Genomic DNA, 19,343 nt, shown 5'->3' on the forward strand with positions numbered 1-19,343 from the left:
CGAGATGCGTAAATTTTCCCGCTCCGCACCGCTTCTGGCGACAATGGCCTTCGCTCTGGCGGCCTGTGACAAGCCGCTGGATCTCGACATGCGCGGCGCTTTTGGCAATGCCCCCAGCACCGCCGAGGCGGCACGTAATGCCACCGCCCCGCGCCCACAACCGGATGCGCGCGGCATCATCTCTTACCCCGGCTATCAGGTCGCCGTGGCCGAGCGTGGCGATACCGTCGGCAGCCTTGCCCGCCGCATCGGGGCCGACCCCGGAGAGATTGCCCGCTTCAACGGCGTGCAGACCGGCGATCCCCTGCGCAAAGGCGAAATCATCGCCCTGCCCGGCCGCGTCGCCGAACCCTTGGGCGGCCCGATCCAATCGCCCTCGGGCGTCGACATCGGCAGCATCGCCGATGGTGCGATCCGCCGCGCGGATTCCCAGACTGTGACCGCCACCGCCTTGCCCCCCGCAACGCCCGGCACCGCCACAGCCCCGGCGCAGGTCGGCGCAGAACCCGTGCGCCACAAGGTCGAGCGCGGCGAAACCGCCTTTTCCATCGCCCGGCTCTACAATGTCTCGATCCGCAGCTTGGCCGATTGGAACGGGCTAGGCCCGGATTTCGCGGTGCGCGAGGGGCAATTCCTGCTGATCCCGGTGGCGCTTCCGGGCGAGAAAACCGAACCCTTTGACGAGGCGGATGTGGTCGCCGTCACGCCCCCCGGCGCAGGCACGCCCACCCCGACCCCGCCGAGCGCCTCCAAACCGCTGCCCGACGAGGTCACAACCCCCAAGGCCGCGCCGGTCGAGAAAATCGCCGCCCCCGATCTGGGCAAGACCGAAACCAAGACCACGAGCGCGCGCATGACCTTCCCGGTCAAGGGCGATATCATCCGTGAATATGCCAAGGGCCGCAATGATGGCATCGACATCTCCGCCGCTCCGGGCGCGCCGGTCGTGGCCGCTGATGCGGGCACCGTCGCCGCCATCACTGAGGATACCAACGGCATCCCGATCATCGTGGTCAAACATGCAGGCTCACTCTTGACCGTCTATTCCAATGTCGAAGGCCTGACCGTCAAGAAAGGCGATAGCGTGACACGCGGCCAAAAGCTGGCCGAGATCCGTCGCACCGGCACCCCAGCCCTGCATTTCGAGGTGCGCGACGGGTTCGACAGCGTCGATCCGATGGGCTTTCTCGGGGGCTAACTGTCTCGCGGGTTATTTCGGCGGCGGTGCGGCGCAATGCGCCCCCGCCGCCGCCATGCCAGAGCCAAGCGCCAGCATCGGCGGCGCGGTATAGGGATTGAGCGGCTCTGCCGTCCCGGCATCAAACGCCACAATCGCGACGATCAGCACCAGCACGGCACCTGTCACATGCGCCCGGATCATTTGCGCGCCTCCAGCCCCAAAGAGGGCCGCAACCGCACGCCCACCCAAGACCCGGCAAAGGCCGCGATGAACCACACCCAGCCATGCGCCGATCCGGTGCCGATACCGCTGAAAAACGCGCCGATGTTGCAGCCAAACGCCAGCCGCGAACTATAGCCCAGCACCAGCCCCGCGATGATCACCGCAGCCCAGGCCCGCGCAGGCAGAACACCCACCGGCGAGGCGAGACCGGCCCGCCACCACGCCATCAGCGCCGCCCCCCCGATCAATCCGAAATCGGTGAGCGAGGTCACATCCGTAAGCACACTTGCCGCCACCTGCCCCTGATTGCCCGGTGCCGACCAGAACGCCGATCCCGACAGATCGCCCCCCACGGCCACCACCACCTTGGCCACCCAGAGACCCAAGCCGTAAACCACGCCCCAAGGTTGCCCCGCCACCACCAGATGCAGGATCGCCAACCCCGCGAGCGCCAGAATTGCCCCCCAATACCGCGCAGGCAGGCGATAAGAGCCGGGCTTGCCCACCATCAGGGCAAGGGCCGCGACTGCGCCCAGACCCACCAGCGTGATCGCCAACCCCTGCCCGCCCGACAGCGCTACGACCGGTAGACTGCCCAGATTGGTCCACCAAGTCAGGTGATACGCGCCTGCAAAACTGCCAATGGCAAAGAATGGCAGCGCCACCGCGCCGATGGCATTGCCGCTCCCGGCATTGACCAGCGTGCCCGATCCACAGCCCAGAACGATCTGCATCGCCGCGCCGAACACAAAGGCACCGCCGATCATCGCCACACCAATCGGCGCATGCGCACCCTTCAGCTCTGCCCCATTCGCCGCCAAAAGCGGAAAGGCAACGCTCGCCACAAGGGCAATGCAAATAAGCTGTGCCAATAACCCCGAGGCATCCCGCTCAAGGATCATCCGCCGCCATGGCCCGGTAAAGCCAAAGCGAAACCCTTCAAGCGCCAGACCAAAGCCAAGCCCGATCAGCAGCAAAAGACCATAGCGGGGCCCTGCGAACAGGGCCACCGCCAGAACCACCGCCGCCACAGCGGCCAGAGCCAAAAGGCGCGACAGAGCGCCGGGTGAGGACGACATCGCGGCAGAAGCGGCTTGGCTCACGCGGGGCTCCTATCAGGTGTTATTTCAGTATTTGCCGGTGATCTTGTTCAGCAGATTCTGGAACAGCCCCGGCACATTGGCCATGTCATAGCCCGCATTCGACCAGCCGACCATAGATTCGGGATACATCCGCACCCCTTCAATGCCCGCCACTTCGCTCAGGGCGAACCAGTTGGTCGCGGCCCAATGCCCGGTGTTGCAGAAGGAAACCAGCCGGTCCCCCGCCTCAAACCCGTTTTTCGTTGCCAACTCGCGGATCAGGTCCGGCTTGATCAGCGACGGCTCATCATTCCCGAACCAACGGTCATGCGTGAAATACCGCGATTGCGGCAAGGTGCCCGGTTGGGTGGCCGCGGCATGTTTGGTTTCCCCCTTCCAGAACGCTTCGGGGCGCGCGTCGATCAATTCGGCGCTGTCCTTGCCGTCGATGATCGCCTTCACATCCTCGCGCGTGGCGGTCCAGGTCGGATCATAGGTCACAGTTATATCGCTTGGGGTGATTGCCCCTGCTGCACCCGTCGCGGTCGGTTTGCCCGCCTGTTCCCAGGCGTTCATACCACCGTTGAGAATAGCCAGATCCGTCAGCCCACTCGACTTGAGCGACCAATAGACCCGCGCTGCCGCGCCAAAATCGGTCTGATCGCTACCCTGATGCACAACCACAATGGGCCGTCCCGCCGTCACACCCAGACTGCGCAGAACTTCGGTCATCTTGTCTTCGGGCACGATTTGTCCGGGATTGTCGGCCGGTCCGCGAAACAGCCCATAAGGTGCCGGGATCGCCCCCGGAATATGCCCGGCCTCATAGGCGTCACCGGGGCGAATATCGAGCACGATCGCCTCTTGTGTGGCCTGCGCCTGCGTCACCTCCTCCGGGTTAGTGAGCGGCCCCAATTGCGCCATCGCGGTGAGCGGTGCTACAGCCAGCGCCGCCGCCAGTCCCAGTTTTCTAAAGCTGTCAAACATGGTGATCTCCCCTTGATGTTCTGACGCCGTACCTAGGCCCGGCATAGCGTAACAACAAGACATCCGCCCCTATTTCGCAGCCGCGCGCGCGAATAAGACGCATCGTCCGGTCAGCGGGATGTCATCCCATCAAGATACTACAACGCCGCTCAAATACGAATATTTTTCCAATTCATACGTAACGCCCAGATCATTCTATCCGAATGCCTCAAAATCCTCACTCTCGTCCCCGCGCCCCGAACCCTTGGCCCCGGTCACAATGCCCAAGGATTTCAGCTTGCGATGCAAGGCGCTGCGCTCCATGCCCACAAACTCCGCCGTGCGGCTGATATTGCCGCCAAAGCGGTTGATCTGTGTCAGCAGATATTCCCGTTCGAACGCTTCGCGCGCCTCACGCAGGGCCATGGTGGCAATCGCCCCCGACAACACCACACGCCCCTCGTCAACCGGCCCGCTGCTCTCGCTGGGCAATTCGCGCGCCGCAATCGGCCCGCTGCCTTCGCCCAAGATCAACACCCGCTCGATCACATTGCGCAACTGCCGCACATTCCCCGGCCAGCGCATCGTCTGCAACAGCGCCGCCGCCTCCTCGCTCAGGGACCGCAGCGCGAGCCCTTGGGTCTTGTGGAACATGGCAATGAAATGCTCAGCCAGCGCCGGAATATCCTCGCGCCGCTCTTCGAGGCTCGGCACCGCAATCGGCACGACATTCAGCCGATGAAACAGCTCCCGCCGGAATCGCTCGGCGGCAATCTCCGCTTCCAGATCCCGGCTGGTCGAAGAGATCACCCGCAAATCCACCTGAATCTTGCTGCTGCCCCCCACCCGCAAAAACGTCTGATCCACCAATACCCGCAAAATCTTGGATTGCGTGCCCATCGGCATATCCGCAACCTCGTCAAAATAGATCACCCCGCCATTGGCCTCTTCCAACAGGCCCGGCACCACGCCACTCTCGTCAGATTCGCGACCAAAGAGCACCTCTTCCATCCGCTCCGGCGCGATCGAGGCACAGCCAACCGTGACAAACGGTGCCGAAGCGCGCGCCGAATTGGCATGAATATAGCGCGCCGCCAATTCCTTGCCGGCCCCCGCAGGGCCCGACAGCATGACGCGGCCGTTGGATTTCGTCACCTTGTCCAATTGCCCCATCAGCGCCCGAAACGCCGAAGCCTCGCCCAACATCTCCGACGGTGCCGTTTCCCGCCGCTTCAACGCCTGATTTTCCCGCCGCAACCGGCTGGTTTCCATGCCGCGCCGGATCACCACCATCAACTGATCAATGTTGAACGGTTTTTCGATAAAGTCATAGGCGCCCTGCTTGATCGCCGCGACGGCGATTTCGATATTGCCATGGCCCGAGATAATCACCACCGGCACATCCGGATATTCGCGTTTGACCGTTTTGAGGATATCGATCCCGTCCATATGGCTATCCTTGAGCCAGATATCGAGGATCAAGAGGCCCGGCTGTTCTGCGGCAATCGCTGCCATCGCCTCGTCAGAATTGCCCGCCCGACGGGTGGCATAGCCTTCATCCTCCAGAATATCCGAGATCAACTCTCGAATATCACGCTCGTCATCGACAATCAGAATATCACTCATCGGTCCCTCAAACAGCCAATTTGGCCTCTACAGTGTCTTGCACAACCAACGGCAGGCTGACCACGGCCATCGCCCCTGCATGTGCCCCCGCCTCGAACGGTTCGGCATCGACTAGCACCAACGTTCCGCCATGCTCTTCGATGATCTTCTTCACGATGGGCAGGCCAAGTCCCGTGCCCTTGTCGCGCGTCGTCACATAGGGCTCGAACAGCCGCGCGCGGTCCTGCGGCAACCCGATCCCATTGTCAGAAATGCGGATCACGGCGCGGTCTTCCTCGATTCCGCTCTCGATCCGAATCGTTGGGCGATGCCCGTCTGGCGCTCCTTTTTCTTGAAGCGTTTCAATCGCTTCCCCGGCGTTCTTCACCAAATTTGTTAGGGCCTGCCCGATCATCGCCGCGTCAATATCTGCCCTAAGCGGTGCCGTATCCAACCGCAGGTCGAACACAACCCCCGGCTGCCCAGTCTCTTGCAATAGCACGACCTCGCGCAACACCTGACTCAGGCTCTCCTGCTGCGTCACCGGCTCTGGCATCCGCGCAAACTTGGAAAACTCGTCAACAATCCGGCGCAGATCATTGGTCTGGCGCACCACCACATCGGTCAATTGCTCCAGGCTCTGCGCCTCTTCGGGCGGCAACTGCTTGGCAAACTTGCGCTTGATCCGCTCAGCGCTCAATTGAATGGGCGTCAGCGGGTTCTTGATTTCATGCGCAATCCGGCGCGCCACATCCCCCCATGCGGCCATGCGCTGCGCGCTCACAAGATCGGTCACATCGTCAAACGCCACCACATAGCCCTCGCGCGTGCCCGCCTCGCTGATCCGGGTCGACATCCGCACCAGCAAATTTTCCTGCCGCGTGGCGCGCATCACCTTGATTTCTTCTTGCACAAATCCGCCCGGCACCGTGCGCAGCCGATCAAACAGCGCACCAAATTCCGGCACCACCGCATTCAGCGCCAGCGATTGCTGATCCTCGGACCAATCCAGCAACCGCTCGGCAGCGCGGTTGACAAAGGTCACGCGCCCCTCCGCATCCAATCCCACAACGCCCGATGACACAGACCCAAGCACCGAGTCAAACAGCCGCCGCCGTCGCTCGATCTGCTGCGTATTGGTCAAGAGCGCCTCACGCTGCCCCTTCAATTGCCGCGTCATCTGGTTGAAATAGGTGCTGAGTTGCGCAATTTCGTCGTCGCCCTCCTCTTCGCGCACCTGCGTATCCAGATCCCCCTCGCCCACACGCTGCGCCGCAGAGGTCAGCCGCCCAACCGGTTGTGACAGCCGCTCGGCAAACCACATGCCCAGCCAGATCGCCGCAAGAATCAGGATCACGGCAAACCCCAGATAGAGCAGCCCGAATTCAAACAGAACCCGCCCCCGCTCACTCTCGCGCTGCTTGTAGAAATTCGCGGTTTCCTTGGTCTCATCCAGCAGGTTCAAAATGGCCCCATCCACCGTGCGGCTCACGTAAAGCAGCCGGTCGGGCAACGCCTCAAGCGGCATCAGCGCGCGAAACTCGTTATTCTCCCAATCCCGGATCACCACCACGCCCTCGGCCTGCGCCTCGGCAATCTGCGCCGCCGTCGGGCGCTCATAGTCAAACAGATACGACCGCTCACCACGGGCCCGGATCTCGCCCGTGCCATCAATCACAAAGGCCTCGCGCAGCCCCCGCTGAATCTCGCGCTGCCCCGAAGACAGAACTTGTCGAATATCCCCATCCGTCATGAATACGGCGGCGCGTTTGGTGGCATTGATCACCCGCGCCAGCACGCGAATATCCGTCTCCAGATCGCGGCGATGTTCCTCTTCATAGGCCTGCGCCGCCGCAACGGAACTGTCCACCACCCGGCCCACACGTTCGGAAAACCAAGCCTCTAGGCCCATATTCACCGACAATGTCGCAAAGACCGCCACGGTAATCGTGGGCAACAGCGCCATCAGCGCAAACACCCCCGTCAACCGCAGGTGCAGCCGTGATCCCGCCGAGCGACTGCGCCGCGCCGCCACCATCCGCGCCACGCGCTGCATGACCAGCCCGGCCACCATCAACACATAGATCATGTCGCAGAGCAGAACCAGCCGCAGCCCGTTCGACGTGGCCCCCTGATCAAGCGGCCCCATCATAAGATAGGTCGCAAGCGCCAGCACAGGACCCAACAGCACAAGGCTCAGCGTCGCCCCATTCTGAAGACGCTGCAACCTGCGTAGGCGGCTCACACCCTCCCACGACAACCGTCTGCCCCTGAACCCGCGTGTCTGCGTTGCCACGCACACCCCCCATTCCCTCGTGGGGCTGCATCTGCTTCCCCGCAACATATGGGCTGTCAGAGGGCACAAGCCCCCGTTCAGCAACAGCCCTGTTGCAGTTTTACATCAACTTGCGGCGGCGTGTCACGTTAATATCCAAATCGGTGATCTTCTTGCGCAACGTATTGCGGTTGATGCCAAGCAGATCGGCGCATTTCGCCTGATTGCCCGCCGTAGCATCCAAGGCAATCTCGATCAAAGGCAGCTCAATTTCCCGTAAAACGCGAGTATATAGCCCCGGAGGCGGCAAGGCATCGCCATGCAGATCGAAATACCGCCGCAAATGCCCCGCAACCGACGCGGTCAGGCTTTCGCCCCGCCCCTCGCGCATCACCGGCTCGGCGCGCGGCTGATTGCCCAGCACCGCCTCAACCTCGGTCCGGCTGATTTCCTCTGCCATCGCGGTCAACCCGATTCGCCGCACGGCATTCTCCAACTGCCGCACATTGCCCGGCCAGCTATAGGCGCGCATCAGCTCGGCCGCCTGTTCCGACAGATGCCGCGCGGGTTGTCCATCCCGCTCGTCGCGCGCCAGAAAATGCTCTGCCAACAGCGGAATATCCTCAACCCGTGCCCGCAAACTTGGTACGTCGATCACCGCCCCGCTCAGCCGATAATAAAGATCCTCGCGCAAGGTCCCCTCTTCCAGCGCCTGCCCCGGCGGCACCCGGCTTGTGGCCATGAACCGCGGCACATGATCGCCCGGCGCATCCATCATCCGCACCACCCGGCCCTGCGCCTCAAGCGGCAGATCCGTCACCTCGTCGAGCACAATCGTGCCCCCCTTGACCCGCGCCATGATCCGTGACGGCCCATCCAGCTCGCGCAAATCCCCCGGTGTGACCGTGACAAAAGGCAACGTGCGACGGTCTGAGAAATCATGGATCGCCTTGGCAATCAGCGATTTCCCCGTGCCCGACTCGCCACAGATCATCACCGGCAGATCGGTATTCATGATCCGCGCCACCACCCGGTAAAGCGCCTGCATCGCAGTGGTCCGCCCGATCAGCGGCAATTCCTCGGGCCGCTCCACCTCGACTTCGCGAATGGGCCGCCGTGCCCGGCTTTCAAGCGCGCGCGCCGTGCGCTTCATCAGGTCCGGCAGGTCAAAGGGCTTGGGCAGATAATCATAGGCCTCCGCCTCTGCCGCCTTGATCGCTGTCATGATCGTGTTCTGCGCCGAAATCACGATCACCGGCAAACCGGGCCGGTCCTGCGCGATCTTGGGCAGCATCTCAAGGCCGTTGCCATCGGGCATCATCACATCCGAGATGACAACATCGCCCTTGCCCTCGCCCACCCACCGCATCAGCGTGGTCAGGCTCGAGGTGGCATGCACCCGGCACCCCGCCCGTGTCAGCGCCTGCGTCAGAACCGTGCGGATCGTGCGGTCGTCATCGGCGACCAGTACCGTGCCATCCATCCTCAAGCCTCCTTGGTTGCGTCCGCTGCCCGTTGCAACGAAATCCGAAACACCGTGCGTCCCGGCACGGAATTGACCGAAATCCAGCCGTCATGGTCCGAAATGATCTTGGCCGCCAAGGCCAAGCCCAACCCCGTGCCATTCTCGCGCCCCGAAACAAAGGGATCGAACACCTGATCGGCAATCTCTGGCGGCAGACCGGGGCCATCGTCGATGATCTCGATCTGAAGGGGGAGCGCCTTGCCCTGCCCTTCGCCCCGCCGCACCCTGAGCGACTGTTCATAATAGGTATGCAGGCGGATCGTGCCGGGTCTGCCCCGCGCCGCCTCTGCCGCGTTCTTCAAGAGGTTCAGCACCACCTGCAGCAATTGATCACTATCGCCAAGCGCCAGAGGCAGCGATGGATCGTAATCCTCGATCAGCGCCATATGCGCGGCAAAGCCCAGCATGGCAGAGCGCCGCGCACGGTCGAGCACATCATGCACATTGACCGGCCGCATATCCGGCGCGCTGATATTGCCAAACTGCTCGACCCGCTCCAACAGGCTCACGATCCGGCGGCTCTCGCTCACGATCAGATCGGTCAGTTCCAGATCCTCTGGCCCCAAAGTCATCGACAAAAGCTGCGCCGCACCCGTAATGCCCGCCAGCGGGTTCTTGATTTCATGCGCCAGCATTTCCGCCATGCCGATCGCCGATTTCGCCGCCGATTTCACATTGCTGTTCTGCACCATGCGCCCGGCCAACTCGCGCGGACTGATCAGCATGATCATATGCCCCGGACAGCCCGTCAGCGGTGCCACCTGTAAATTACACTGCATCGGCGCGCGCTCGCCCGTGCCCACATCGACATCATTGACAAAGAGCGGGGCATCATTCGCCCGCGCCCGCTCGAACGCCTCTTCCAGCGGCGCGTTAACCGCCAGCTTGTCCCACACCGGCTGCCCCATCAGCGCCCGTGACGACGACATCATGAACCCCTCCGCCGCCGGGTTGATCCCCGCGATGCGGTCCTGCGGATCAAGCAGGATCGCCGGCACCGGCAGCGAGGTCCAGATCGCATCCTCCCCGCTCATGCTGCTGCCCGCGCGTCCATTGCCCGCGCCTCCATCGCTTCGGGCAAGTGCTCCAGCACCACAGCGGGCGTGCGCGCCGTCAACACCGCCCGCCGCAGACGATCACCCGTGCCCGCCGCATCCATATACCAACCCAGATGCTTACGCGCGACGCGCAGGCCCAGATCACCCCCGTAAAAGCCGAGCATCGCCTCGTAATGCCCCGCCACAAGATCGGCCAAGGCCGCCCCCTGCGGCACCAAGGGGGCCGTGCCCTGCCCCATCGCCGCCGCCACCTCTGCCAAGACCCAAGGCCGCCCACGCGCGCCCCGGCCAATCATCACACCTGCCGCCCCCGACTGTGCCACCGCCTTGCGTGCCGTGGCAGTGTCGACAATATCGCCGTTGGCGATGACTGGAATGTTAACAGCCGCAACAATGTCCGAAATTGCCGCCCAATCGGCGGCTCCCGTGTAAAACTGACAGCGCGTGCGCCCATGCACCGTAACCATCGCCACGCCCGCCGCCTCTGCCCGCCGCGCCAATTCCGGCGCGTTCAGGCAATCGTGATCCCAGCCTAGGCGCATTTTCAACGTCACCGGCACATCAACTGCGCCAACAACCGCCTCAATCAGCCGCAGCGCATGATCCGGATCCCGCATCAAGGCCGAGCCCGATGCGCCAGATCCGCTGCCACTCACCACCTTCTTCGCTGGGCACCCCATGTTGATGTCGATGATCCGCGCGCCTTGATCCGCAACGACGCGCGCCGCCTCTGCCATCCACTGCGCATCGCAGCCCGCCAGTTGCACCGCCGTGCTTTCGGCCCCGAGGCCCAATTCCGCCTTGCCGCGTGCCGAGGGTTTGGCCTGCACCATCTCTTGGCTGGCGACCATTTCACTTACCACAAGCCCCGCGCCAAAGCTCGCCACCACGTTGCGAAACGGCAGGTCCGTGATTCCCGCCATTGGCGCCAAAAGAACCGGTGTCGCCAAAGCCTTGTCCGCGATCCTGAGCATGTCCCTGCCTAATCCTTGTGCATAACCTCGGTTCTACCCGTGAACCCTGTGTCAAACAATGATCACAGGCCCAAATAACAGTCGCAGCGCGACGTAACGCCTAATAAATAGGCAGATGCTCAGCCATTGCGCTTGGATAAAACCCGCCCTAATCAAGAGGCATGACAACCGCCGCCCTCATCGTCGCCGCCGGTCGTGGCACCCGCGCAGGCGGGGACTGCCCCAAGCAATGGCAGCCCCTTCTGGGCCGCCGCGTAATCGACTGGACGCTCGACGCCTTTTTGGGTGCCGACGGCATCGACCGCATTTTGGTCGTGCTCCATCCCGACGACCTCGGTCAGCTCGCCCCTAATCCCCGGATCACGGTCACAACCGGCGGTGCAACCCGGTCCTCTTCGGTCCGAAATGGGCTCGAAGCGCTGGCAAGCGACCCGCCCGATCACGTGCTTATCCACGATGTCGCGCGCTGTTGTACAAAATCAGCTTACATAGCTTACATAGCTTACAAAATCGCCAACACCGACTTGCCCGCACTGGCCCCGGCATTGCCCGTCACAGATGCGCTCTGGACTGGGGCCGAAGGCCAGGTAACCGGCACCCGCGACCGCACCGGCCTCTACCGCGCCCAAACGCCACAAGCCTTTGATTTCAAAACTATCCTTGCCGCTCATCAGGCGCATGACGGCGACGCCGCCGATGATGTTGCCGTGGCCCGCGCCGCAGGCATAAAGGTTGCCATCCTCGACGGCGATGAGGATAATCTCAAGATCACCCACCCGCACGACTTTGCGCGTGCCGAGAAAATACTTGGAAATCAGATGGATATACGTGTCGGCTCAGGTTTTGATGTGCATCGCTTCGGCCCTGGCGACCATTGCATGCTCTGCGGTGTGGCCGTCCCGCATGATCGCGGTCTGCAAGGCCATTCCGATGCAGATGTAGGGCTTCACGCTCTTGCAGACGCAATATATGGTGGTTTGGCGCAGGGCGACATTGGCCGTCACTTCCCCCCCAGCGATCCCCAATGGAAAGGGGCCGAAAGCCACATCTTTTTGCGTCATGCCGTTGCATTGGCATCCGAGTTAGGATTTAAAATCAATAATATAGATGTCACTCTAATCTGTGAACGGCCCAAGATAACGCCCCATGCCCCCGCCATGCAGGCCGCTTTGTCCGAGATCACCGGCATTGCGCCGGACCGGATTTCTGTCAAAGCCACCACCTCCGAACGCCTTGGCTTCACCGGACGAGAGGAAGGCATTGCCGCTCAGGCCGTTGTCACATTGGTCAAGACATGCGCCTAACCCATTTGATTTGCACGTTTTTTTACGTGGGCCACCTGCGCCCAGCTCCGGGCACTTGGGGGTCTCTTGCGGCTCTGCCTGTGGCATGGGTGCTACATCTGGCCGGTGGTCCCGCCCTCCTCCTCGTGGGAATTGTACTCGCCTTCGCTTTAGGATGGTGGGCTACACATGTGGAAACAAAAGGAAAAGATAACCACGACCCGTCAGAGATCGTGATCGACGAGGTGGCCGGCCAATGGCTTGCCTTTTTGCCAGTGTCGATTGGGGCGTCTCATGCCGGGGCTGACCTCCTAAGCCTATGGCCAGGCTTTGTTTTTTCCTTCGTCGCCTTTCGGTTCTTCGACATTACCAAACTCGGCCCCATCGGCTGGGCTGACCGCCGCAATGACGCACTTGGCGTCATGCTTGATGATATCCTCGCCGGCCTTGCCGCAGCCCTCTGTGTGCTGCTGGCCGCAGGATTCTATCACGGGGTTCTAGGCCTATGATCACAAACGAAATTCTAACACTCGCCAGTGCGCGCGGCCTCATGATCGCCACCGCAGAAAGCTGCACAGGCGGCATGGTGGCCGCCGCCTTGACCGATGTTCCTGGCTCCTCAGTTGTGGTTGAACGTGGCTTTGTAACCTATTCAAATACCTCGAAAATCGAGATGCTAGGCGTGTCAGAGCACACGCTCGCCACCTATGGCGCAGTCTCAGAGCAGGTGGCACAGGAAATGGCGCAAGGGGCCCTCAGCCATAGCACAGCCCATCTCGCCGTATCCATCACCGGCATCGCAGGCCCCGGCGGGTCCGAGCACAAACCCGAAGGTCGCGTTTGCTTTGGCCTCGCGATGGCGGGCCACCCGACCAAAACGGAAACGGTTGAGTTTGGCCCTCTGGGCCGCAGCGCCGTTCGTGAAAACGCGCGCGACCACGCTTTGAAAATGCTTTTTATCGCTTTAAATGAATAACTTGTCGTCCATAGCTCATGTCGCGCCATACAGCTCTTGTGCCCGCTGCTCAAAGGCCCGCACAATCCGCTTCATCGCCTCGTAGAAAAACAGATCCGCTGCCGATTGCAACAATCTGTTTTTGAACGCAAAATCCACATCAAAGCTGACCTCGCACCCGCCTTCGACATCGCGAAACGCCCAGTTCGAGCGCATGTGGTGAAATGGCCCCTCCAGATATTCGGTCTCAATCCGCCGCATCTCGGGCCAGAGCACAACGCGACTGCCAAAGCGTTCACGGAACACCTTGAAACTAATCACAAGATCCGCCTCCATGATTTCAGACCCATCGTCTTGCGGGCGCAAGGATCGCACCCGCGCTGCCGCCGTCCACGGCAGGAATTGCGGGTAGCTGGCCACATCAGCGACAAGCGTATACATCTGCTCAGCCGTGTAGCGTAGAACACGTGTTTCTGAATGTGTTGGCATGCGCCCCCCGGTTTCCGCGTGACAGTGCGTCGCTTTTTCCTAGACTGTCCAGGGATGTTCAAGGGGGTCACATGCCGCAGCACGCCTATGTTATCGATAAAATGATCTCGGCCAAGAGCATAGCCGCGCGAATCGAGGCGCTTTCGCATGAGATCGAGGCCGAATTTGCAGGCACCCAAAAATTGGTGGTGGTGGGCCTCTTGCGCGGCTCTTTCATCTTTATCGCCGATCTCGTGCGCGAGCTTGACCTGCCGGTCGAGGTTGATTTTGTTGAGACCTCTTCTTATGGAAACGCCATGGAAAGCAGTCGAGAAGTGCGTATTCTCAAGGACTTGCGTGGCGATATTGAAGGGCGCGACGTGCTCGTTGTCGAAGATATCGTGGACACAGGTCATACACTTTTTCACGTGCTGCACCTCCTCCAGAGCCGAAGGCCGCATAAGCTCCGAACCATCGCCCTTCTCGACAAACCCTCGCGCCGCGAGGCGGATATTCGGGCCGACTGGATCGGGTTCGAGATCCCCGATGAGTTTGTCGTGGGCTATGGCATCGACTATGCCCAACGCAATCGTAACCTGCCCTATATCGGCAAGGTGAGATTTGTCACTGAGGAGCGTTAATGGCGGACCCAAGAGGATTCGAACCTCTGGCCTCTGCCTTCGGAGGGCAGCGCTCTATCCAGCTGAGCTATGGGTCCACTTTTGCGGTGGTATAGCGGGGCCAGACCGGCCCCGCAATCGTAAAATCAGCCGAAAAGCTCATGCGCCAGCTCAAGAGCTTCGACCAACACATCCACTTCTTCGCGCGTGTTATACATGGCAAAAGACGCGCGGCAGGTGGCACTTACCCCCAGATGCTCCATCAGCGGCCCGGTGCAATGCTGCCCGGCCCGCACCGCCACGCCCTTTTTGTCGAGAATGGTCGAGATGTCGTGGGCATGCGCAGCACCTTGCATGGTAAAGGAGAAAATCGCCGCCTTATCCGGTGCCGTGCCTTGCACATTGATCCAGTTGAGCCCCGCCAAACGTTCTTGCGCATAGTGGCTCAGATCATCCTCATGGGCGCTGATCGCCCCCATGCCAATGCCCATCATATACTCCAAGGCGACCCCTAGGCCAATCGTTTGGACGATGCCCGGCGTGCCCGCCTCAAACTTCATTGGCGGATCATTATAGGTCACCCCGTCGCGCGTCACCTCGCGGATCATATCGCCGCCGCCCATGAACGGGCGCATTTCGGCCATCCGCTCTTTTCGGACGAAAATCGCCCCTGATCCTGACGGCCCATAGAGCTTGTGCCCAGTGATTGCGTAAAAATCACACCCCATTTCATCAAGGTTGAGCGGCATATGCACCGCCGCTTGAGAGCCATCAACCAGCACCGGCACACCGCGCGCCCGGGCGGCATCGCAGATCGCCTTCACATCAACTTTGGTCCCCAACACATTGGAAAGATGTGTTATTGCAATCAGTTTCGTCTTGGGCGTGATCGCATCAATCACCTTTTGCGGGTCAAGAGAACCGCGCGCATCCACATCCACCCATTTCAGCGCGACGCCCTGACGCTCGCGCAGAAAGTGCCACGGCACGATGTTGGCGTGATGCTCCATGATGCTCAGGATAATCTCGTCACCGGCCTCCATGCGTGGCATCGCCCAGCCATAGGCGACCATATTGATGCCCTCGGTGGTGCCAGAGTTGAAGATGATCTGATCCTCATCGGCCACCCCCAGAAACCGCGCAACGATCCCGCGCACCGCCTCGTATTTCTCGGTGGCGAGGTTGCTTAGGTAATGTAACCCGCGATGCACATTGGCATATTCCATCGAATACGCCCGAGTGACTGCGTCGATCACCACCTGCGGCTTTTGTGCGGATGCCCCATTATCCAAATAAACCAAGGGTTTACCGTTCACTTCTCGTGCAAGGATTGGGAAATCGGCACGAATTTTCTCGACATCGAACATCTTATGCCCCTCCCATTGCGGCCACGCCGACAAGGTTTAGCAGAATGCTTAGTCCGACCGCCATTGCGGCAATGGACAGGATGATAATTCCAAATGATTTCAGCATGTTGTCATAGCGGTGCGCCGTATCTACGAATCCTGTCAGGATATAAATCCCCCAGACCGACGACACAAAGATCAACAGGGCTGCCACCGTTGGCAAGGCCAGAACAAGCACGGCAACCGCCGCTTGCAGGATAAGGCGCAGGACCTGCAACCAGCAAATCAGCACCAGAACATCCTGCACTGCCGCCTTGCCCCCCAGCATGCCGCCGACCCAAAAGAGCGCATAGACCGTGATGACAAGCGCCCCCAACAAGAACAGGGTGAAAAGCAGCGGCGAATGAAACGCCGGCGGCATCAGCGTTGGCGCGCTCGGGTCCATCGGCGGCGCAAGGCGCAATGACACAGAATACACGATCGCATTGAGCACCGACATCAGCGCCAGTGCCATCCACAGTATCTGCTGCGGCAGGCCAAACCCGATCAGCGCCCGTGCCGCCTCTCGCGGGCGAAACAAGGTTTCCAGCAACAGCGCCTTGAACTCTGCCTGCGTCATGCCCCGCCCCATTCTGCCTCGATCAAGCCCGACACCCAGAACCACAGGAAAACCAGCAACCACAAAAGGCCCACCCCCTGCAATTCTAGCCCAGGCCCAACGAATCCAGCGACAAGACCATGTAACAAGATCAACGGACTAGCGGCCAGAAACGCCCAGAAGAGGGCAATCCGCGCGCCAAAGGCGGTTCCTTTGCCACGCAACACCCGTGCAATGCCATGGCTCATAAGTGCCAGTGCATAGAGGATCAACGGCGCAATAAAAATCCAGGCTAAGAGCGAGGCCCCCAGCAGCGGATTAAGCTCTTGGCCCGTCAAATGCGCCTCTCGCGCAAGGCGTGGCCATTGCGCGACAAACACCACCACACAGGCCGCAATCAACATCACCAGCGCGCGGTCTTCACGCGGGCCCATGGCCAACAAGCGCCGCACCACCCGGCGCGGACCGCGATAGGTGGCCACAAGATCGGTCGTGACCGGCATCAGCGGCGCCTGCGCTCCAGCCAAGCGGCAAGCTGGCTGTTGATATCCTCGCGCAGGCCCTCATCCTCGATTTCCTCAACGGCTTCGGCCAGAAACGAGAGCGTCAGCAGATCGGTTGCGATCGGCCGCGGAATGCCCCGCGCCCGCAGGTAATAGAGCGCATCCTCGTCAATCGCCCCCGAGGTCGAGCCATGCGAACAGGCCACGTCATCGGCATAGATTTCCAGTTCCGGCTTCGCCAGGAACTGGCTGTCCTCATCCAACAAGAGCGCTTGGCTGATCTGATAGCCATCCGTCTTTTGTGCGCCGGGCTTCACCAGGATCTTACCTTGAAACACGCCCGTCGCCCCGTTGCGCAGCACTTTTTTGAACACCTGTCGGCTCTCGCAGCGCTGCGCATCATGGGTCACGAAGACCGTGTCATCCTGATGGAAATCCCCATCACCCATGGCGGCCCCTGCCACATGCGCCACCGCATCATCGCCCAACAGCTCAATCACACATTCATTGCGTGTCATCACCCCATTGGCCGTCAGGGTGAAGGATTTAAAGAGGCTCTCCGCTCCCAACCGGGCAAAGACATGGGTCGCGGCGCGCCGTTCGTGATCACGCCCCTGCGTGCGGATATGGTGAAACCGTGCGCCGTCGCCGACGTCAACTTCCATCACCTTGTTGAACCGCGCGGCGGCGGGGCCATTCTCGAGAATGGTAACTTCGGCCTCGGGGTCAAGCTTGATCACATGATGCAGGATCGCATCAGAAACCTCTGATTTATGGACATAAACCAGATTGATAGGCTTGCTCGGGCGGCCCGTCACATGGATCAGAACCCCGTCCGAGGCATAGGCGGTGTTCAGAGCGGCGAGCGGACGCACCACAGGCGTTTGCCCGCGTTCTTCGAGCACGCCGTAGAGATCGCGCACCCAATGGATATCGCTCTTCGCGGCCATGCTCAGCCGGTCGATACGCACCCCTTCCAGTGTCGGATCATCGCTGGCCTCGGCATCGAACACGCCATCGACGAAAACCAGCTTGAGCCGATCAACCGCTGCAAAGCTATCCGGCTCGTCGTCATTGAGAAACAGCGCCGCATGCTGGGCCTCGGCTTGCACCAGGGTGTCGGGGCGGGTGAATTTCCAGTATTCATCGCGCCGATCCGGCAGGCCCATAGCCTGCAAGCGCGTCAGCGCCGCCTCTCGCGCGCCCGTCGCCCAAAGCCCGCCTTTGGGCAATGTCATGGCCTCCAGCCGCGCCTCAAGCGCGGTTTGCTTTGCTTGCGGCTGCGCCATCACGCCACCTCCGCCAGAATATCGGCATAGCCGTTCTGCTCGACTTCGAGAGCAAGTTCAGGCCCGCCGGTCTTGATGATGCGCCCGTCATACATGATATGCACGACATCCGGTTTGATATGGTCAAGCAACCGCTGGTAATGCGTGATCACCAGAAAGGCGCGGCCCGCATCGCGCAGCGCATTCACCCCGTCCGAAACCAGTTTCATTGCGTCCACATCCAAGCCCGAATCGGTCTCGTCGAGAATGCACATCTTGGGCTCCAGCATCGCCATCTGGAGGATTTCGTTGCGCTTTTTCTCACCCCCGGAGAAACCCACATTGACCGGACGCTTCAGCATATCGGCGTCAATCTGGAGCGTCTTCGCTTTTTCCCGGACGACCTTAAGGAACTCTGCCGCACTCATTTCCTCTTCGCCGCGCGCCTTGCGCTGCGCGTTTACGGCGGTACGCAGAAAGGTCATGTTACCCACGCCCGGAATTTCGACCGGGTATTGAAACGCCAGAAACAGCCCCGCCGCCGCGCGCTCTTCTGGGTCCATGTCGAGCAGATCAACACCAGCCAGAGTGGCACTGCCATCCGTCACCTTATAGCCGTCGCGCCCCGAAAGCACATAGGACAACGTCGACTTGCCAGAGCCGTTGGGCCCCATGATCGCATGCACGGTGCCGGCCTCGACACTCAGGTTGACCCCTTTGAGAATGGTCTTGTCTTCTTCTTCAAGATCGACGTGCAGGTTATTGATTTCCAACATTTTCCATGATCCTTCTATATATCTTGGCGGCATCAGGGCCGCGTCATCATCTCTATGATCGTCAAGAGGTGCGCAGGGTTCACATCCTGCGGGGTCACCTCGAATTCTGCCATCCGCCCGATCATCCGCCGGGGCGCGCCGATGAAATCCTCGATCCGGTGGTAATGCTTGCGCGGGGCGTAATCGTCGAACAGAACCGTGACAGGTCGCTCAGTGCGCAGCGCCGCCGCCAGGGCACAGCCGGTGCGAAACCGCCCGTCCACCAACACCACATCCGGTTGCGCGAAACCTGCCATATCCCAGATCTTGAGCGGATATTGCGCATAGGTCTTCCAACCACTCGCATCGCGCGGGAATCCCCAATCCTTCGTCGGTCCGACATCAGACCAGATCACGTCCACCTCTGTGCCTGCCACGGGTGGATTTTGTGCAAACCAACCACGCATCATTTCGGCCCAGGCCTGATCGCTTTCGACCGAAAAGACCCGCTTGCCCTGCATCTCGGCGGCAACAACGGTCGAACCGCCAGACCCATATTCAAGGATCACCCCCGCTCGCGCATACACCTCGCGCAGGTGCGCCGCTTCGGCATCGGGCAGGGTAAGAACCGGCCTGTCTATGGTGTCTGACCCAACCATA

Annotated in this window: 20 protein-coding genes and 1 tRNA gene; 5 read left to right on the top strand and 16 right to left on the bottom strand. The window is 61.1% G+C overall.

Translation table 11 applies throughout. The annotated features are described in order from the left end of the window. The first annotated feature begins 4 nt into the window (after positions 1 to 4). Entirely contained in the window at positions 5 to 1,198 is a 1,194-nt protein-coding gene (locus GC127_RS20085; protein ID WP_368372781.1) for a peptidoglycan DD-metalloendopeptidase family protein, read from the top strand. A gap of 12 nt (positions 1,199 to 1,210) precedes the next feature. On the opposite strand, the gene GC127_RS22915 is transcribed toward GC127_RS20085, so the two are convergent. From GC127_RS22915 to dusB, 8 genes are all read right to left on the bottom strand, one after another. Continuing rightward, the gene (locus GC127_RS22915) at positions 1,211 to 1,381 is read right to left on the bottom strand and encodes a hypothetical protein (protein WP_008280937.1); all 171 of its coding nucleotides are present in this window, start codon (positions 1,379 to 1,381) and stop codon (positions 1,211 to 1,213) included. Continuing rightward, positions 1,378 to 2,481 carry a YeeE/YedE family protein gene (locus GC127_RS20090; protein ID WP_081506152.1) on the bottom strand — a complete coding sequence of 368 codons (1,104 nt, stop codon included), beginning with the start codon at positions 2,479 to 2,481 and terminating at the stop codon, positions 1,378 to 1,380. Before GC127_RS20090 ends, GC127_RS22915 begins: the two co-directional genes overlap by 4 nt. Before the next feature lie 48 nt (positions 2,482 to 2,529). Continuing rightward, positions 2,530 to 3,471, bottom strand: a complete 942-nt coding sequence (locus GC127_RS20095) for a sulfurtransferase (RefSeq protein ID WP_037297623.1) — start codon at positions 3,469 to 3,471, stop codon at positions 2,530 to 2,532. A 195-nt stretch (positions 3,472 to 3,666) separates the two neighbouring features. After that, on the bottom strand, positions 3,667 to 5,076 hold the full coding sequence (locus tag GC127_RS20100; RefSeq protein WP_008280940.1) for a sigma-54 dependent transcriptional regulator: 1,410 nt from the start codon (positions 5,074 to 5,076) through the stop codon (positions 3,667 to 3,669). 7 nt (positions 5,077 to 5,083) lie between these two features. Next, a complete protein-coding gene (locus GC127_RS20105) occupies positions 5,084 to 7,300 on the bottom strand; it encodes a PAS domain-containing sensor histidine kinase (protein ID WP_199861291.1) in 2,217 nt (738 codons plus the stop codon). A gap of 151 nt (positions 7,301 to 7,451) precedes the next feature. Continuing rightward, positions 7,452 to 8,813: a response regulator gene (locus GC127_RS20110; RefSeq protein WP_008280942.1), complete on the bottom strand. Its 1,362-nt coding sequence runs from the start codon at positions 8,811 to 8,813 to the stop codon at positions 7,452 to 7,454. 2 nt (positions 8,814 to 8,815) lie between these two features. After that, on the bottom strand, positions 8,816 to 9,889 hold the full coding sequence (locus tag GC127_RS20115; RefSeq protein WP_008280943.1) for a nitrogen regulation protein NR(II): 1,074 nt from the start codon (positions 9,887 to 9,889) through the stop codon (positions 8,816 to 8,818). After that, the gene (dusB, locus tag GC127_RS20120) at positions 9,886 to 10,887 is read right to left on the bottom strand and encodes a tRNA dihydrouridine synthase DusB (RefSeq protein ID WP_151979411.1); all 1,002 of its coding nucleotides are present in this window, start codon (positions 10,885 to 10,887) and stop codon (positions 9,886 to 9,888) included. Before dusB ends, GC127_RS20115 begins: the two co-directional genes overlap by 4 nt. A gap of 161 nt (positions 10,888 to 11,048) precedes the next feature. Between dusB and GC127_RS20125 the strand changes: the two genes are divergently transcribed. Genes GC127_RS20125 through GC127_RS20135 form a run of 3 tightly spaced genes read left to right on the top strand, consistent with a single transcriptional unit; the run spans position 11,049 to position 13,146 of the window. Beyond that, the gene (locus GC127_RS20125; RefSeq protein WP_151979412.1) at positions 11,049 to 12,191 is read left to right on the top strand and encodes a bifunctional 2-C-methyl-D-erythritol 4-phosphate cytidylyltransferase/2-C-methyl-D-erythritol 2,4-cyclodiphosphate synthase; all 1,143 of its coding nucleotides are present in this window, start codon (positions 11,049 to 11,051) and stop codon (positions 12,189 to 12,191) included. Continuing rightward, positions 12,182 to 12,679, top strand: coding sequence for a phosphatidylglycerophosphatase A (locus GC127_RS20130; protein ID WP_151979413.1), 498 nt, complete (start codon positions 12,182 to 12,184; stop codon positions 12,677 to 12,679). The genes GC127_RS20125 and GC127_RS20130 overlap by 10 nt, the downstream gene beginning before the upstream one ends. Further along, complete coding sequence (locus tag GC127_RS20135) at positions 12,676 to 13,146, top strand: CinA family protein (protein WP_151979414.1); 471 nt, start codon at positions 12,676 to 12,678, stop codon at positions 13,144 to 13,146. The genes GC127_RS20130 and GC127_RS20135 overlap by 4 nt, the downstream gene beginning before the upstream one ends. 15 nt (positions 13,147 to 13,161) lie before the next feature. Here GC127_RS20135 and GC127_RS20140 read toward each other — a convergent pair whose 3' ends face one another. Further along, the gene (locus GC127_RS20140) at positions 13,162 to 13,614 is read right to left on the bottom strand and encodes a type II toxin-antitoxin system RatA family toxin (RefSeq protein WP_151979415.1); all 453 of its coding nucleotides are present in this window, start codon (positions 13,612 to 13,614) and stop codon (positions 13,162 to 13,164) included. Between the two features lie 71 nt (positions 13,615 to 13,685). On the opposite strand from GC127_RS20140, the gene hpt reads away from it, so the two are divergent. Continuing rightward, on the top strand, positions 13,686 to 14,234 hold the full coding sequence (gene hpt / locus GC127_RS20145; protein WP_081506160.1) for a hypoxanthine phosphoribosyltransferase: 549 nt from the start codon (positions 13,686 to 13,688) through the stop codon (positions 14,232 to 14,234). On the opposite strand, the gene GC127_RS20150 is transcribed toward hpt, so the two are convergent. From GC127_RS20150 to GC127_RS20180, 7 genes are all read right to left on the bottom strand, one after another. After that, a tRNA-Arg gene (locus GC127_RS20150) sits at positions 14,235 to 14,311 on the bottom strand. A 48-nt stretch (positions 14,312 to 14,359) separates the two neighbouring features. After that, the gene (locus tag GC127_RS20155; protein WP_151979416.1) at positions 14,360 to 15,580 is read right to left on the bottom strand and encodes a cysteine desulfurase; all 1,221 of its coding nucleotides are present in this window, start codon (positions 15,578 to 15,580) and stop codon (positions 14,360 to 14,362) included. A 1-nt stretch (position 15,581) separates the two neighbouring features. After that, a complete protein-coding gene (locus tag GC127_RS20160; RefSeq protein ID WP_254700208.1) occupies positions 15,582 to 16,178 on the bottom strand; it encodes a Yip1 family protein in 597 nt (198 codons plus the stop codon). After that, the gene (locus GC127_RS20165) at positions 16,175 to 16,660 is read right to left on the bottom strand and encodes a hypothetical protein (protein WP_008280952.1); all 486 of its coding nucleotides are present in this window, start codon (positions 16,658 to 16,660) and stop codon (positions 16,175 to 16,177) included. Before GC127_RS20165 ends, GC127_RS20160 begins: the two co-directional genes overlap by 4 nt. Further along, positions 16,660 to 17,949, bottom strand: a complete 1,290-nt coding sequence (gene sufD, locus GC127_RS20170) for a Fe-S cluster assembly protein SufD (RefSeq protein ID WP_151979418.1) — start codon at positions 17,947 to 17,949, stop codon at positions 16,660 to 16,662. Before sufD ends, GC127_RS20165 begins: the two co-directional genes overlap by 1 nt. Then, entirely contained in the window at positions 17,949 to 18,704 is a 756-nt protein-coding gene (sufC, locus tag GC127_RS20175) for a Fe-S cluster assembly ATPase SufC (protein ID WP_008280954.1), read from the bottom strand. Before sufC ends, sufD begins: the two co-directional genes overlap by 1 nt. Before the next feature lie 32 nt (positions 18,705 to 18,736). Then, complete coding sequence (locus GC127_RS20180) at positions 18,737 to 19,342, bottom strand: hypothetical protein (protein ID WP_151979419.1); 606 nt, start codon at positions 19,340 to 19,342, stop codon at positions 18,737 to 18,739. Between the last annotated feature and the right edge of the window lies 1 nt (position 19,343).

Source organism: Roseovarius sp. EC-HK134 (assembly GCF_902498815.1).
Lineage (GTDB): Bacteria > Pseudomonadota > Alphaproteobacteria > Rhodobacterales > Rhodobacteraceae > Roseovarius > Roseovarius mucosus_A.